The organism is Streptomyces sp. NPDC014891 (assembly GCF_043081085.1).
Classification (GTDB): domain Bacteria; phylum Actinomycetota; class Actinomycetes; order Streptomycetales; family Streptomycetaceae; genus Streptomyces.
Genome location: NZ_JBIBWF010000003.1, coordinates 250,534 through 264,227 on the forward strand (window position 1 = coordinate 250,534; position 13,694 = coordinate 264,227).

12 protein-coding genes are annotated in these 13,694 nt (G+C 75.7%); 3 read left to right on the forward strand and 9 right to left on the reverse strand.

Annotation, left to right across the window (positions count from 1 at the left end):
* Window positions 1–12: 12 nt before the first annotated feature.
* Window positions 13–1,230 carry a CapA family protein gene (locus ACF09E_RS09470; RefSeq protein WP_392204614.1) on the reverse strand — a complete coding sequence of 406 codons (1,218 nt, stop codon included), beginning with the start codon at window positions 1,228–1,230 and terminating at the stop codon, window positions 13–15.
* Between the two features lie 270 nt (window positions 1,231–1,500).
* Between ACF09E_RS09470 and ACF09E_RS09475 the strand changes: the two genes are divergently transcribed.
* From ACF09E_RS09475 to ACF09E_RS09485, 3 genes are all read left to right on the forward strand, one after another.
* Window positions 1,501–2,058, forward strand: coding sequence for a sigma-70 family RNA polymerase sigma factor (locus tag ACF09E_RS09475; protein WP_361862127.1), 558 nt, complete (start codon window positions 1,501–1,503; stop codon window positions 2,056–2,058).
* 4 nt (window positions 2,059–2,062) lie between these two features.
* A complete protein-coding gene (locus tag ACF09E_RS09480; protein WP_392204615.1) occupies window positions 2,063–2,476 on the forward strand; it encodes a PaaI family thioesterase in 414 nt (137 codons plus the stop codon).
* 258 nt (window positions 2,477–2,734) lie between these two features.
* Window positions 2,735–3,238 carry a hypothetical protein gene (locus tag ACF09E_RS09485; RefSeq protein WP_392204616.1) on the forward strand — a complete coding sequence of 168 codons (504 nt, stop codon included), beginning with the start codon at window positions 2,735–2,737 and terminating at the stop codon, window positions 3,236–3,238.
* Window positions 3,239–3,288: 50 nt separating this feature from the next.
* On the opposite strand, the gene ACF09E_RS09490 is transcribed toward ACF09E_RS09485, so the two are convergent.
* The 8 genes from ACF09E_RS09490 to ACF09E_RS09525 form a co-directional block, all read right to left on the reverse strand.
* Window positions 3,289–4,488 (reverse strand): sensor histidine kinase, encoded by a 1,200-nt coding sequence (locus ACF09E_RS09490; protein ID WP_392204617.1) that lies wholly within the window; start codon window positions 4,486–4,488, stop codon window positions 3,289–3,291.
* Window positions 4,485–6,224 (reverse strand): cation acetate symporter, encoded by a 1,740-nt coding sequence (locus ACF09E_RS09495; protein ID WP_392204618.1) that lies wholly within the window; start codon window positions 6,222–6,224, stop codon window positions 4,485–4,487. Before ACF09E_RS09495 ends, ACF09E_RS09490 begins: the two co-directional genes overlap by 4 nt.
* Window positions 6,225–6,307: 83 nt before the next feature.
* Window positions 6,308–6,724, reverse strand: a complete 417-nt coding sequence (locus tag ACF09E_RS09500) for a hypothetical protein (protein WP_392204619.1) — start codon at window positions 6,722–6,724, stop codon at window positions 6,308–6,310.
* Between the two features lie 99 nt (window positions 6,725–6,823).
* Window positions 6,824–7,582, reverse strand: a complete 759-nt coding sequence (locus ACF09E_RS09505; RefSeq protein WP_361862347.1) for a LytTR family DNA-binding domain-containing protein — start codon at window positions 7,580–7,582, stop codon at window positions 6,824–6,826.
* Window positions 7,583–7,621: 39 nt separating this feature from the next.
* Window positions 7,622–8,494: an Fpg/Nei family DNA glycosylase gene (locus tag ACF09E_RS09510; protein ID WP_392204620.1), complete on the reverse strand. Its 873-nt coding sequence runs from the start codon at window positions 8,492–8,494 to the stop codon at window positions 7,622–7,624.
* 84 nt (window positions 8,495–8,578) lie between these two features.
* A complete protein-coding gene (locus ACF09E_RS09515; protein WP_392204621.1) occupies window positions 8,579–9,925 on the reverse strand; it encodes a wax ester/triacylglycerol synthase family O-acyltransferase in 1,347 nt (448 codons plus the stop codon).
* 258 nt (window positions 9,926–10,183) lie between these two features.
* Window positions 10,184–12,163, reverse strand: a complete 1,980-nt coding sequence (locus ACF09E_RS09520; RefSeq protein WP_392205002.1) for a SpoIIE family protein phosphatase — start codon at window positions 12,161–12,163, stop codon at window positions 10,184–10,186.
* Window positions 12,164–12,323: 160 nt separating this feature from the next.
* Entirely contained in the window at window positions 12,324–13,511 is a 1,188-nt protein-coding gene (locus ACF09E_RS09525; RefSeq protein ID WP_392204622.1) for a DUF6777 domain-containing protein, read from the reverse strand.
* Window positions 13,512–13,694 lie beyond the last annotated feature (183 nt).

The window sequence follows — 13,694 nt, forward strand, 5'->3', positions numbered from 1 at the left end:
CACGGGGGCGGACTACCGGCCCATCACGAGGCCGTGCCGGGCGGCGCCGCGGCTGAGGACCACCTGCCGGATCCCGTCCCGGATCCCGGCGTGGCGCGGATCGGAGACGTCGGCGGCGCCCAGGTTCACCACCCGGCCGCGTCCGGTGTCGAACCACTGCGGCACGAACTCCGCCCTGGTCACCTCCCAGCGCCCGCCGGGGGTCCTGGGCGGGCCGAAGGTGAACCGGCCGATGCTGCCCTGGTTTCCGCGGGGGTCGTGCGCGCCCTCGTGGTTGATCATGTCCCCGGCGATCTGGTCGCCCATCCCGTAGACGATCCAGGTGCCGTTGACCTTCTCGTAGGCCTGCGGGACGTGGGCGTGCGTGCCGAGGATCAGGTCGATGTCGGGGCGGCCGCCGCTCTGCGAGGCGGTGAGCGAGCGGCCGAGCGAGAGCTGCCGCTCGTCGGGTTCGGTCTGCCACTCGGTGCCCCAGTGGAGGCTGACCACGACCACGTCGGCGCCGGCCGCGCGGGCGGCGCGCGCGTCGGCGACGACCTGCCGCTCGTCGAGCAGCCGCACCGCCCAGGGCCGCCCCTCGGGCAGGGGGTAGCCGTTGGTGCCGTACGTGTAGGCGAGCTGGGCCACGGTGGCTCCGCCCGCCTCCAGCAGCGTGGGCCGCGCCGCCTCCTCGGCGGTGCGGGCCGATCCCGCGTGGCGGACGCCCGCCCGGTCCAGGGCGTCCAGGGTGCGGCCGAGGCCCGCGACCCCGTCGTCCAGGGTGTGGTTGGAGGCGGTGGAGCAGGAGTCGTAGCCGGTGGCGCCGAGGGCGGCGGCGACCTCGGGCGGCGACTTGAAGGCGGGGTAGCCGGTATAGGGCCCGCCCTCCTCCCCGTACACGGTCTCCATGTGGCAGAGGGCGAGGTCCGCCCCGGAGACCACGGACCGCACCCCGGCGAGCATCGGTGCGAAGTCGTAGCCGTCCCCGCCGGCGTCCTCGGCGGCGCGCCGGATGATCGAGTCGTGCGGGAGGACGTCCCCGGAGGCGACGAGGGTGAACCCGGCGGGCGCGGACGCACCGCCGGGGGCCGCGGACGGGGCGGCGGGCCGTTCGGAGCCCGGCCGCCCGGAGGTCGCCCCGGGACTGGGGGCGCCGCCGCCCGCGGGGCCGCCCCCGCCGGAGCAGCCGGCCGCCGCGAGCAGGACGGCGGCGAGCGCGACCACGCCCGCCGGTCTGATGCGTGAGGTCATGTGCGGCACTCCGCCCGATTCCTAAGATGAACATGTATTCATACGAATTCATCTCGCGGGAAAGCCGCAGTCAAGGGTCAAGGCCGCGGATCGCCAGGAACCCCGCTGAAACGGACGCAAGGACTCCGGCGGACCGCCGTGCGACCGCTCGCCGTACCACTCGCCGCTCGGTGCGACCGTTCGTCGCAGACCGGTGTCCGCTCCCTGTCCCTCGCCGTCCGCATGGGTTGCGATACGCCCCGGACGACGAGCCGCAGAGAGGCGGGGAGCATGACCACGGCGACCACCGACGAACGGACCCTGGAGGAGCTGCAGCGGGACCACGGCCCCGCGCTCCTCTCCTTCCTGCTCGGCCTCACCTACGGGGACCGCCAGCGGGCCGAGGACCTCGCCCAGGAGACCCTGGTACGGGCCTGGCTCCACCCCGAGGCCTTCGACGGCCCCTACGACTCGATGCGCCCCTGGCTCTTCACCGTGGCCCGCCGCCTCGCCATCGACGCCCGGCGCTCACGTCTCGCCCGGCCCGCCGAGATCGGGGACGGGGTCCTCGCCGTCACCCCCGACCCCGCCGACGCCACCGCCTCGGCCGAGGCCGCGCTCGACGTCCGGGCGGCCGTCCGCGAGCTGAGCCCCGAGCACCGGGCGGTCCTGGTGCGGATCTACTTCCACGGCCTGACCGTCAACGAGGCCGCCCACGACCTCGGCATCCCGGCCGGCACCGTCAAGTCCCGCTCCCATTACGCGCTGCGGCAGCTGGGCCGTTCGCTGCCCGGCTACCGGCCGCACCGCGCGGCCGTTGCCCGGCCCCGGGCCGCGGCCCCACAATGACGCCGTGACGCTGACCCTCGCCGCCGCCGAAAAGATCCTCGCCGACAACTTCGCGCCCTGGGTGCTCGATCTGGGCCTCACCGTCGCCTCGGTCGACGCCCAGGAGGCCCTGCTCCTGCTCCCCTGGTCGGAACGGCTGGCCCGGGAGGGCGGCGGTCTGTCCGGCCAGGCCCTGATGGCCGCCGCCGACACGGCGACGGTGATCGCCGTCGCCGCGTCCCGGGGCGGCTTCGTGCCCATGACCACCGTCCAGCAGTCGATCAGCTTCCAGCGGGCCGTGGTCGGCGCCGACGTCCTGGTCCGGGCCCGGCTCACCAAGACCGGGAAGCGGATGGCCTTCGCCGACATCACCATGACGGCCGAGGGCACGGAGGAGACCGCCGCCCACGCGACCGCGGTGTACGCGCTGCTCGGCTGAACCGCCACGCACCGGTTCCCCGGGCCCCCGCGCGGGCGGCCCGGGGAACCGGCGCGCCCGGCGCCCGGCGCGCCTCCCCCGTCCCCTCCGCCTCCCCGCGCACCGGCAGTCCCACCGGCACCGATCCGGCCGGGAAACGTATCCGAATCCACACCGGCGAGTTGAGCAAAGCGGGACACGCGGGCGCCCTCCACGGAGGAAGCTCTCCCCCGGGTCCCACACGTCCGGGTCCCCGATCTCCGGGAGAAGGTGGGAGTGTTGCGCCCCGAGAGCACGAACGGCGCCGGCGGCACGAGCGGCGGCGAACTCGCCGTCCCGATGGCCTGGCTGTGCGCCGAGTACCTGGCCGACGAGGTGCTGCGGGCCGCCGCCCTCGTGGCCCCCGGGTCACTGGAGTACCGGGCGGGCCTCCAGGCCCTCGCCCTCACCGTCCACCTCTCGGAGGAACCGGACGGGCCGGCGGCCGGCCGGCCGGCAGGCGGGATCGACGCGTGGCTGCGGCACACCGCCTACGACCGCCCGTGGCCGCCCTGGGTCGAGGAGCGGCTCGCGGCGCGCCGCGCGGCCTGCGGCGACGGACCCGACCTGGTCCTCGCGGAGACCGCGTGGCGCCGGCTGCGGGACACCTGGGTCCGCGCCGCCGACCTGGACGGCCCGCCGGGCGAGGAGTCCGGCTGCACGGTCGACGAGGAGGAGCAGATCTGGCTGCCCGCCTGGAAGCTGGGCCTGCCGCTCGCCCATCTCTCGCTGCACCTGCGCTGACTCGGGCCCCGTCCCGCGGCCCGCGGCCGGCTCCGGTTCCGCGCGAGCGGTCACGACGGTGAACGATGCACACCGGGGCGGTACTTGGGGATCCGCACGGTCACCTTCATGCCCGCGCCGACCCCGGTCTCGATGACGAGCCCGTACTCCGCCCCGTAGACCTGGCGCAGCCGCTCGTCCACGTTGGACAGGCCGATGCCGGAGCCGGCGGGGTGCTCTCCGCGCAGGACCGCGCGCAGCAGCTCCGGGTCCATGCCGATGCCGTCGTCCTCGACGGTCACCACGGCCTCCGCTCCCGCGTCACGGGCGGCGATCGTGACCCGGCAGCCCCGCTCCCGGTCCTCCAGGCCGTGCTTCACGGCGTTCTCCACGAGAGGCTGGAGGCAGAGGAACGGCAACGTCACCGGCAGCACCTCGGGGGCGATCTGCAGGGTCACCTTGAGCCGGTCCCCGAAGCGCGCGCCGGCGAGCGCCAGGTACTGCTCGATGGAGCGCAGTTCGTCGGCGAGCTGGGCGAACTCGCCGTGCCTGCGGAAGGAGTACCGGGTGAAGTCGGCGAACTCCAGGAGGAGTTCCCTCGCTTGCTCCGGGTCGGTGCGGACAAACGACGCGATGGCGGCGAGGGAGTTGAAGATGAAGTGCGGCGAGATCTGGGCCCGCAGCGCACGGATCTCCGCCTCAACGATGCGGGTGCGCGAGCGGTCGAGCTCGGCGAGCTCCAGCTGGACGGAGGCCCAGCGCGCCACCTCGGTCGCCGCCCGGACCAGGACCGCCGACTCCCGGGAGCCGTAGGCGACGAGTGCGCCCAGGACCCCGTCCTCCCCGGCCAGCGGGGCTATCACCGCCCAGCGGAGCGGGCAGGCCGGGTCGGCGCAGTCCGTGTGCACCGAGCGGCTGCGGCCGGTCTCCAGGGTCTCGGCGACCTGCTCCGGGACGTGCGCCCGGTGGTGGTCCTCGCCGGGTCCGTCCCAGGCGAGGACGGCACCGCGGTCGGTGAGGCACAGCGCCTCGGTGCCGAGCAGCGAGCGGAGGGTGCCCGCCGCCCGGCGCGCGGTGTCCTCGGTGAGCCCGGCGCGCAGCGGCGGAGCGGCGAGGGAGGCGGTGTGCAGGGTGTGGAAGGTGGCGCGTTCGACGGGGGTGCCGAGGCCGGGATCGGCGGCGCGGCCGCCGCGCCGGGCGGTGAACCGGCCGAGGACGAAGCCCGCGGCCGACAGCACGGCGGCCGCGGCGGCGAGGGCCGTGCCGCTCATCGGCGGGCCTCCTGGGCGGCGGCGGGGACGGTTCCGGTGATCTCCTCCGGCAGGTGGAGGCGGGCGAGGAGCGCCGGGGTGCCGGGTGGGACGCGGCGCGGGGTCGCCAGCGAGACGAGCACCATGGTGAGGAAGCCGAGCGGGACCGACCAGACCGCCGGCCAGGCCATCAGGGTGTGCGGCCAGCCCTCGGGGGCGAGTCCGGCCCGGGTCGCCATCACGGCGGCGAGCGCGGAGCCGCCGCCGAGCAGCAGGCCGGCCGCGGCGCCGGGCGGAGTGAGGCGGCGCCACCAGATGCCGAGGACGAGCAGCGGGCAGAAGGACGAGGCGGAGACGGCGAAGGCGAGGCCGACGGCGTCGGCGACCGGCACCTTCGAGGCGACCACCCCGACGGCCAGCGGGACGGCGGTGGCGAGGAGGGTCGCGAGGCGGAAGTGGCGTACGCCCCGGGACGGCAGTACGTCCTGGGTGAGGACGCCTGCGACGGACATGGTGAGCCCGGAGGCGGTGGAGAGGAAGGCGGCGAAGGCGCCGCCCGCGAGGAGCGCACCGAGGAGGTCGCCGAGGAGACCGCCCAGGATGCGGTCGGGCAGCACGAGCACGGCGGCGTCGGCCGAGCCGGTGAGCGCCAGCTCGGGTGCGTAGATCCGGCCCAGCGCCCCGTACAGCGGCGGCAGGAGGTAGAAGCAGCCGACGAGTCCGAGGACGACGAGGGTGGTGCGGCGGGCGGCGCGGCCGTGCGGGCTGGTGTAGAAGCGGACGGCGACGTGCGGCAGGCCCATGGTGCCGAGGAAGGTCGCGAGGATCAGCCCGTACGTGGCGTACAGCTGATGGCCGTCGCGGCCGCCGGCCAGCGGCTGGGACCAGCCGAGCGGGTCCGTGCCGCCGGCGACCCGCTCGGGCAGCGGCGCCCCCGGGTCGAGGGCGAGGGTCGTGCCGCCGAGGACCTCGTGGGTGCCGGGGGCCAGGGTCACGGACCGCCGCTCGTACCGGACCGCGTCGACGGTGCCGGTGACGGTGGCCGTGAGGGGGGCGTCGAGCCCGATCCGCACCGTGTCGGCGAGCTTGACGACGGTGTGGCCGCGCAGCACGGCGGGGGCGTCGAAACGGGCCCGGGGCGCCCCGTCGCCGTACCAGGCGGCGAGCAGGAAGAGGACGGGGACGAGCAGGGCGGTGAGCTTCAGCCAGTACTGGAAGGCCTGGACGAAGGTGATGCTGCGCATCCCGCCCGCGGCGACCGTGCCGGTGACGACGAGGGCGACGAGCAGCCCGCCCACCCAGTCGGGGGCTCCCGTGAGGATCTCCAGGGTGAGTCCGGCGCCCTGGAGCTGGGGCAGCAGGTAGAGCCAGCCGACGCCGACCACGAAGAGGCTGGCGAGGCGGCGCACCTGCGGGGATTCGAGGCGGGCCTCGGCGAAGTCGGAGAGGGTGTACGCCCCGGAGCGGCGCAGCGGGGCGGCGACGAGGACCAGCAGCACGAGGTATCCGGCGGTGTAGCCGACCGGGTACCAGAGCATGGCGGGGCCCTGGACGAGGACGAGGCCCGCGATGCCGAGGAAGGAGGCGGCGGAGAGGTACTCGCCGCTGATCGCGGCGGCGTTGAGCCCGGGACGGACCGTGCGCGAGGCCACGTAGAAGTCGGAGGTCGTCCGGGAGATCCGCAGGCCCAGGGCGCCGATGAGGACGGTCGCGAGGACGACGGCGGTGACGGCGGCGACGGCGTAGGCCTGGTTCACGCGGCGCCCGCGCGGGATCCGGGGGGACGGTGCCGCGCGGGGCGCGGTGGTGCGTACGGGCGGGGCGCGTTCACGGGACGGTCTCAGCGTTCGACGAGGCCGGCGAAGTCGCGCTCGTTGCGTTCGGCGCGGCGCACGTACCAGTGGGCCGTCCCCCAGACGACGGGGTACACCCCGATTCCGAGCGCGAGCCAGACGAAGGCCTCGGGGGCGGGCAGGGCGAGGAGCAGCGGGAGCGGGACGACGAGCAGGGCGAGGGCGCCGAGGGCGGTGAGCGCGGCGCGCAGCTGGCTGCGCATCAGGGAGCGGACGTAGGTGTGGCCGAGGGTGGTCTGCTCGTCGATCTCGGAGCGGGCCGGCGGGTGGACGGGGCGGCGCCGGGCGGGGCCCGGGACGGTGGTCCCGTCGCCGTGGGCGGAGGCGTACGTGACGGTCTCGCGGCGGGGCCTGCGCGGGGCGTCCCCCCGGTCGGGGGCCGGGGGGAGGTGCTGCTCGGACATCGGCGTCCGCTTCCGTCGGCTTCAGCGGCCCTCGGGGCCCGGATCGCGTGGAGTCTACGCAGGTGGGGGCAGTCGCGGTAGGGGGCGGCCGGGAAGGGTTCAGCCGCCGGCCCGGCGCATCAGCAGGTCCCGGAGGGGGCGGGCGTGCCGCCGGCTGACCGCCAGGTCGGTGTCGCCGACGCGCACCGAGGTGGCGCCGCCGTCGAGGCGGAGCTCGTCGATCCGGTCGAGGGCCACGAGGTGGCTGCGGTGGATGCGGACGAAGCCGCGGGCCGCCCAGCGCTCCTCCAGGGTGGAGAGCGGGATGCGGACGAGGTGGCTGCCGTGGTCGGTGTGCAGTCGGGCGTAGTCGCCGTGCGCCTCGACGTAGGCGATGTCGTCGACGGGGACGAACCGGGTGACGCCGCCCAGCTCGACGGGGATCTGCTCGGCCGCGGCGGGCACGGCCGGGACCGGGGCGGGGGCGGCGTGCACCAGGTCGTGGACCCGGCGGACGGCCTCGGCGAGGCGCTCGCGGCGGACGGGTTTGAGGACGTAGTCGACGGCCTTCAGGTCGAAGGCCTGGAGGGCGAAGCCCTCGTGGGCGGTGACGAAGACGACGAGCGGCGGCCGGGCGAAGCCGGCGAGCAGCCGGGCCACGTCCAGTCCGGTGAGGCCGGGCATGTGGATGTCGAGGAAGACGACGTCGACGGCCTCGTCGCCGTCCGGCCCGGCCTCCAGGGCGCGGCCGATGCGGCGGAGGGCGGCGGTGGCGTCGCCCGCGCCCTCGGCGGAGCGCACCCGGGGGTCGGCGCGCAGCAGGTAGAGCAGCTCCCCCAGGGCGGGCGCCTCGTCGTCGACGGCCAGTACGCGCAGCATGCGGCGGAGTGTAACGGGGGCCGGCCGGGGGGTGTCGGCCTACTTGAGGAGCCGGGACAGCCGGCGGTCGGCGAGCGGTGTGCCGCCGGTCTGGCAGGTGGGGCAGTACTGCAGGGAGGAGTCGCTGAAGGAGACCTCCCGGATGGTGTCGCCGCAGACGGGGCAGGGGTGGCCGGTGCGGCCGTGGACGCGGAGGCCGCTCTTCTTCTCGGCCTTGAGCCGGCCGGCGGCGAGGCCGTGGGAGCGTTCGACGGCGTCGTGGAGGGTGGTCCGCATCGCCGTGTAGAGGGCTGCGGTCTCCTCCGGGGTGAGGTTCCGGGTGGGTTTGAAGGGGGACATCCGGGCGGCGTGGAGGATCTCGTCGCTGTAGGCGTTGCCGATGCCGGCGAGGAGGCTCTGGTCGCGCAGGGCGCCCTTGATCTGGCGCCGCTCGCCGGCGAGCAGGGCGGCGAACTCCTCGGGGCCGAAGTCCTCGGCGAGCGGGTCGGGTCCGAGCCGTGCCACGCCCGGCACCTCCTGCGGGTCGTGCACCACGTACACGGCGAGGCGCTTGGTGGTTCCCGCCTCGGTCAGGTCGAAGCCGTCGCCGCCGGTGAGCGCGGTCCGCAGGGCGAGCGGGCCCTTCCCCGGCTTGGGCGGCCCCGAGGGCAGCGGGTCCTGCCAGCGGAGCCAGCCGGCCCGGGCCAGGTGGAACAGCAGGTGCAGCTCGCCCGCGGGCCCGGCCGCGGTGAGGTCGAGGAACTTCCCGTGCCGTCCGACCGCGGTCACCTCGGCGCCCTCGACGGCGCTCAGCGGCGGGTCGTACGTCTTGAGGACGCTGATCGCGACGGGCAGCACGCGGGCGATCTCCTTGCCCACCAGGTGCGTGTCGAGGAAGGCGCGGAGGGCTTCCACCTCGGGGAGTTCCGGCATGGTTCCACCCTGCCGCACGGGTGACCGGGACGCCCGCCGGACCCGTGCGGATCCGGGTCCCCCGAGGGCCGGCGCGTCACCGGGCTACGGCGTCCCGGGCGGGTCCAGGAGGTCGAGTTCGGCCGTGAGGGCGCGGGCCAGCGCGTCGAGGTCGGGGACCGCCTCGCCGTCCGCGACGAGGCCGATGTGGACCTGTCCGCCGTACGGGGACATGGCGACGGCGAGCGACTGGCCGCGGGCGAGCGGGGCCATGGGGAAGAGCGCGCGCAGCGGCGCTCCGCCGACGGAGAGCGCGGAGCGGGGCAGCGGCACCTGCGTGACCAGGAGGTCGAAGAGGAGCCGGGCGGCGCCCGCGGCGAAGGGTGCTCCGAAGCGGTGGGCGAGCGGGGGCAGCTGGTCGGCGAGGAGGGCGACGGCGCCGGCGCCCCTGAGGGGGCCGGCGGCCTTGTTGCGGTCCATGGCGCCGCGGACGGCGGTGAGCCGGGCCGCCGGGTCCGCCTCGGTGACGGGCAGGTCGAGGAGGTAGCCGGAGAGGCTGTTGCCGGAGCGGGCCGGGGTGCCGGGGCGGCGCCGGGAGACGGGGACGAGGGCCCGGGGGTCGGCTCCGGGGAGCGGTCGTCCGCGTCCGTCGAACCAGCGGCGGAGCGCCCCGGCGACGAGGGCGAGGAGGACGTCGTTCGCGGTGCCGCCGGTGGTGCGGCGGATCCGGTGCACCCGCTCCAGGGGCAGCGAGGCGGTGGCGATCCGGCGGGTGCCGCTGGACTCGGCGGCGAGGGCGGCGGTGGGCCGGCCGTCGAGGCGGCTGGCGCGGACGACGGAGGCGCCGACCTCGACGGCCCGGCCGAGCTCGCCGAGCCGGTCGCGGGCCAGGCCGAGGAGGCGCCCGGGGCCGGGGAGCCAGGAGCTCGGGGGCACGGGACGGGCGCGGCCGGCGGGACGGCGGCCCGCGGCGATCTCGTCGAAGATGCCGGCGCCGATGGCGACGGCCCGCATCCCGTCGGCCAGGGCGTGGTGGAGCTTGACGAGGACGGCGAAGGAGCCGTCGGGGGCGCCGCTGAGCAGGTACATCTCCCAGGGCGGCAGGCCGCGGGCGACAGGGCGCTCCATGAGTTCGGCGGCGAGGTGGGCGGCCTCGGCGGTGAAGTCCGCGCCGGGGAGGGTGATCTCGTGGACGTGCCGGAGCACGTCGAAGTCGGGGTCGGCGCTCCAGGCGGCGCCGCCGACGGGCAGCAGGACGTCGCGGACCCGCATCCGGAGCCGGGGCACGGCGGCGGCGCGGCGGGCGAGGAGGCCGAGGACGTCCGGCGGCTCCTGGCCGGTGCCCTCGGGGGCGGGGCCGAAGTGGGCGAGCGCCCCGAGGTGCAGGGGGTGCGCGGTGGATTCCAGGTGCCAGAAGGCCAGGTCTAGCGGTGCCAGTAGCTCGCTGCTCACGGGTGTCCTCACGTACATGCGGCGCGGAGAGCCGGAAGCACGAAGTCAATCGCGCACCGACAGTTACGGTCAAGTACGATCAGTGCACGCTCTGTTAACAGTCGCGGTCTTGTGTAAAAAAGTCGCCCCAGACGGGTGGGTCGGTCGACTCCCGGCAGGCGGGGCGGTCGGCTCCCGGCGGCTCGATGGGCAGGCGGGGCGGTCGGCTCCCGGCGGCTCGATGGGCAGGCGGGGCGGTCGGCTCCCGGCGTGACGCGCTCAGTCCGGCACGGTGAACTCGCACCAGACGCACTTGCCGCTCCCCCGCGGCTCCACGCCCCACGCGTCGGAGAGCTGGTCCACGAGCAGCAGGCCGCGGCCGGACACACCCGCCTCCCCCGCCTCGCGGCGCCGGGGCAGTGCGCTGGAGCGGTCCTCGACCTCGACCCGGAGCCGCCGCCCGGAGCCGCCGAGGATCCGCAGGGTCACGATGGCCCCGCCGTCGGTGTGCATCAGCGCGTTGGTCATCAGCTCGTCGGCGACCAGCTCGATCTCGTCGGCGCGCTCGCCTGCGCCCCAGGCCCGGACGGCGGCCCGGATCATGTGCCGCGCGGAGCTCAGCGCCTCGGGGTCGCTCTGGGCGACGTGCTGCCGGAAGCGTCCCGCCCCGGGTGCGGCGCTCGCGCTCTCGCGGCGCAGCAGCAGGATCGCGACGTCGTCCTCGCCGCCCCGGTCGGCGACCACGTCGCACAGGTGGTCGGCGAGCTCCTGGAGGTCGGCGGGACCGCGCCGGACCAGGGCGGACAGCCACTGGAGCCCCTCGTCGAGGTCGGCTCCGGGCTTCTCGACGAGGCCGTCGGTGTAGAGCATCAGGGTCTGGCCGGAGTCCAGCTCCAGGCTGGTCGCCGGATAGTCGAGCCGGCCGAACTCGGCGGAGAGACCGAGCGGCAGACCGCCCTCCACCGGGATCCGGCGGCACCGTCCGTCGACCTCCCGGATCAGCGGGTCGACATGACCCGCGCGCACCACCTGGACCACGCCGGTGCCGAGGTCGGCCTCGGCGTACGTGCAGGTGGCGAAGCGGTCGGTGTCGAGTTCGTGCAGGAAGACGGAGGCACGAGCCATCACCGTGGACGGGGTGTGGCCCTCGGCGGCGTAGGCGCGCAGCACGATGCGGAGCTGGCCCATGACGGCCGCCGCGTGGGTGTCGTGGCCCTGTACGTCCCCGATGACCGCCCCGACCCGGCCGCCGGGCAGCGGGATGAGGTCGTACCAGTCGCCGCCGACGTCGCGGCCGAGCCGGGCCGAGCGGTAGCGGACGGCGGTCTGCGCGCCGGGCACCTCGGGGATCCGGCGGGGCAGCATCGCCTGCTGGAGTCCCTCGGCGAGGTCGTGCTCCTGCTCGTACAGCATCGCCCGCTGGAGGCTCTGGGCGATGCTGCTGCCCAGGGCCACGAGCAGGGTCCGCTCGTCCTCGCTGAAGCCGTTCTTGTCGCTGTAGAGGAGTCCGAGCGCGCCGATGGGCCGGGCCTGGGCGATGAGCGGCAGGTAGACGGCCGCGGTGATGCCGAGGCCGCTGATGTGCGGCCAGAGCACCGGGAAGGAGGCGGCGAAGTCCCGGGGCGACTCGATGAACCGCGGCCGCAGGGTGCGGATCACCTCGCTCATGGGGTACGGCTCGTCCACCCGGGTGAAGCGGGTGCCCGGCACGAAGGCCCCTTCGGGCCCCTCGGCGACGAGATGGATCCGGCCGGCGTCGAGCAGGCCCATCACGAGGCTCGCGGCGCCGAAGTGCTCCAGTGCGTGCGAGTCGTTCAGCAGGTCGATGACGTCCTGCACGGTCCGCGCGTAGGCGAGGGCGGCCGTGGTGCCCTCGACCACCCCGGCGCGGCGGCGGCGGCCCTCGTCCAGGCCGAGCCGGGCGGCGGACTCGGAGAGTTCGTGGGTGGCGTCCCGGACGACGCCGATGATGCGGACCGGGCGTCCGGCGTCGTCGCGGTGGACGATCCCCTGGGTGTGGGTCCACTGCTGCGCGCCGTCGCGGCGGCGGATGCGCAGGTAGGCGCCGTACTCCGCGCTGCCGTCCTTCAGCGCCTGGGCGACCAGGGTGTCGAGGCGGCGTGCCTCGTCCGGCAGGACCCGGGAGGCGAGCGACTCGGGGCGGCCGTCGTACTGCGCGGGGTCCATGTCGAAGACGTCGAGGGCGGCCGCGTCCATGGTCATCGTGCCGGTGACCAGGTCCCAGTCGAAGCCGCCCATGCGGAAGACCGTCCCGAACGAGGCCAGGATCCGCGCCGCCCCGGCGTCCTCTCCCGCCAGGGCGCGGCTGAGCCGCTCGGCCGCATCCCCGCCCCCGCTGCCCGCGTTCATGGGGCCACGCTAGGCGCAGCCCCGCCCGTGCGCACCATGAAGATCCGCTTCACCCCTCGAAGGTCTCGGGCTGGTCCGGCACCGGGTCGGCGGGGAAGAGCTCCTCCGGCGGCAGCTCGCCGTCCGGCACGGTCGGCTCGCCGGGGGGTTCCGCGTACGGGTCGGCGGGGTCGGGCTGCGTACGAGGGTCGGTGCGGGGGTCCGCGTACGGGTCGCCGTCGGGCACGGGGTACGGGTCGGGGTCGGCCGGGCTCGTACCGGTGTCTCCGGTCCCGGACGAGTCGGGGAGCGGCTCCTGCGGCGTGGACGGGACGGGCGCCCTGGAGGGGGCGTCCGGCGAGGCGGAGTCGGGGGACGCGCTGCGGTCGGGCGCGGTGCCTTCGGCGAGGGCGCAGGCGTCCGGGTCGCAGTCCGGCTCCACGGCGGGCTTGCGGTCCTGGGCCCCGTCGCTGCCGGTGGCCCGCTCGATCCAGCTGCGGTCGGCGGCGTTGACGATGACCAGGCTGGTGACGACGGTGGTGGTCGGCCGGACGACGATCACCCGGTCGGGGTCGAAGTCGTCCCAGGGCTCGCCCTGGTGGATGCCCTCCCGGACGGCGGCCGGGGTGCGGAGCGGGTTGCCGCAGGCGCAGCGGACGCGCGGGGAGCCGTACTGGTCGACGAGGACGGCCGTTCCGGTCTGGAGGACGGACTGGAAGGCGTTGGCCCGGCCGTCGCGGTAGCCGTGGTTGGTGACCCGGGTGTCCGCGCGCAGGACGACCGGGGTGAGGCCGCGCAGCCAGTCGGAGACGTTGCTCTCGGGGATCCCGGCGGCCTCGGCGAAGGCGCCGGTGCGGTCCTGGTCGGCGGTGAGGAAGGCGACCTGCCGCTCGACGTCGCAGCTGCCCTCGGCGCGCGTTCCGCCGTAGAGGCCGGGGGTGGAGCCGGTGACCTCGCGGACGCGCTCGCCCGCCGGCTGCGGGCCGCCGGCCGGGGCGGGCGGCCGACCGGTGATCCGGGCCGAGGACTGGGTGAAGGGGTCGGGGCCCTGGGCGGCGAGCGGCTGGAGCAGGACGTCCTGCGGCGCGCCGGCCGCGGCGGGCTGGGCGCCGCCGCGGGAGCCCTCCCAGACGGAGCTGCACCCCGCGAGGAGGAGGGAGACGGCGAGCGCGGCGAACGCGGACCGGGCCGCGGCGGCACGGGGGGTCGTCCGGGACGCGGTGGGGGTTCGCCGCGTCCGGCGGTGGGGTGAGCGCACCTGCTTGTCCCGCTTTCTCTCCCCGGGCCGCTGCGCCCGGCTCCGGCCAGTCCTCCATGTCTTTCGCAGTGCGCGGGCCCCCGCAAGCGGAGCGCCGCCGACCGTGTCCACCCACGGGCTTGAACGCGTTCAAGAAACGCTCTACGCTCGGAACGTCCAGTTGAACACGTTCAAGTGGGGGGA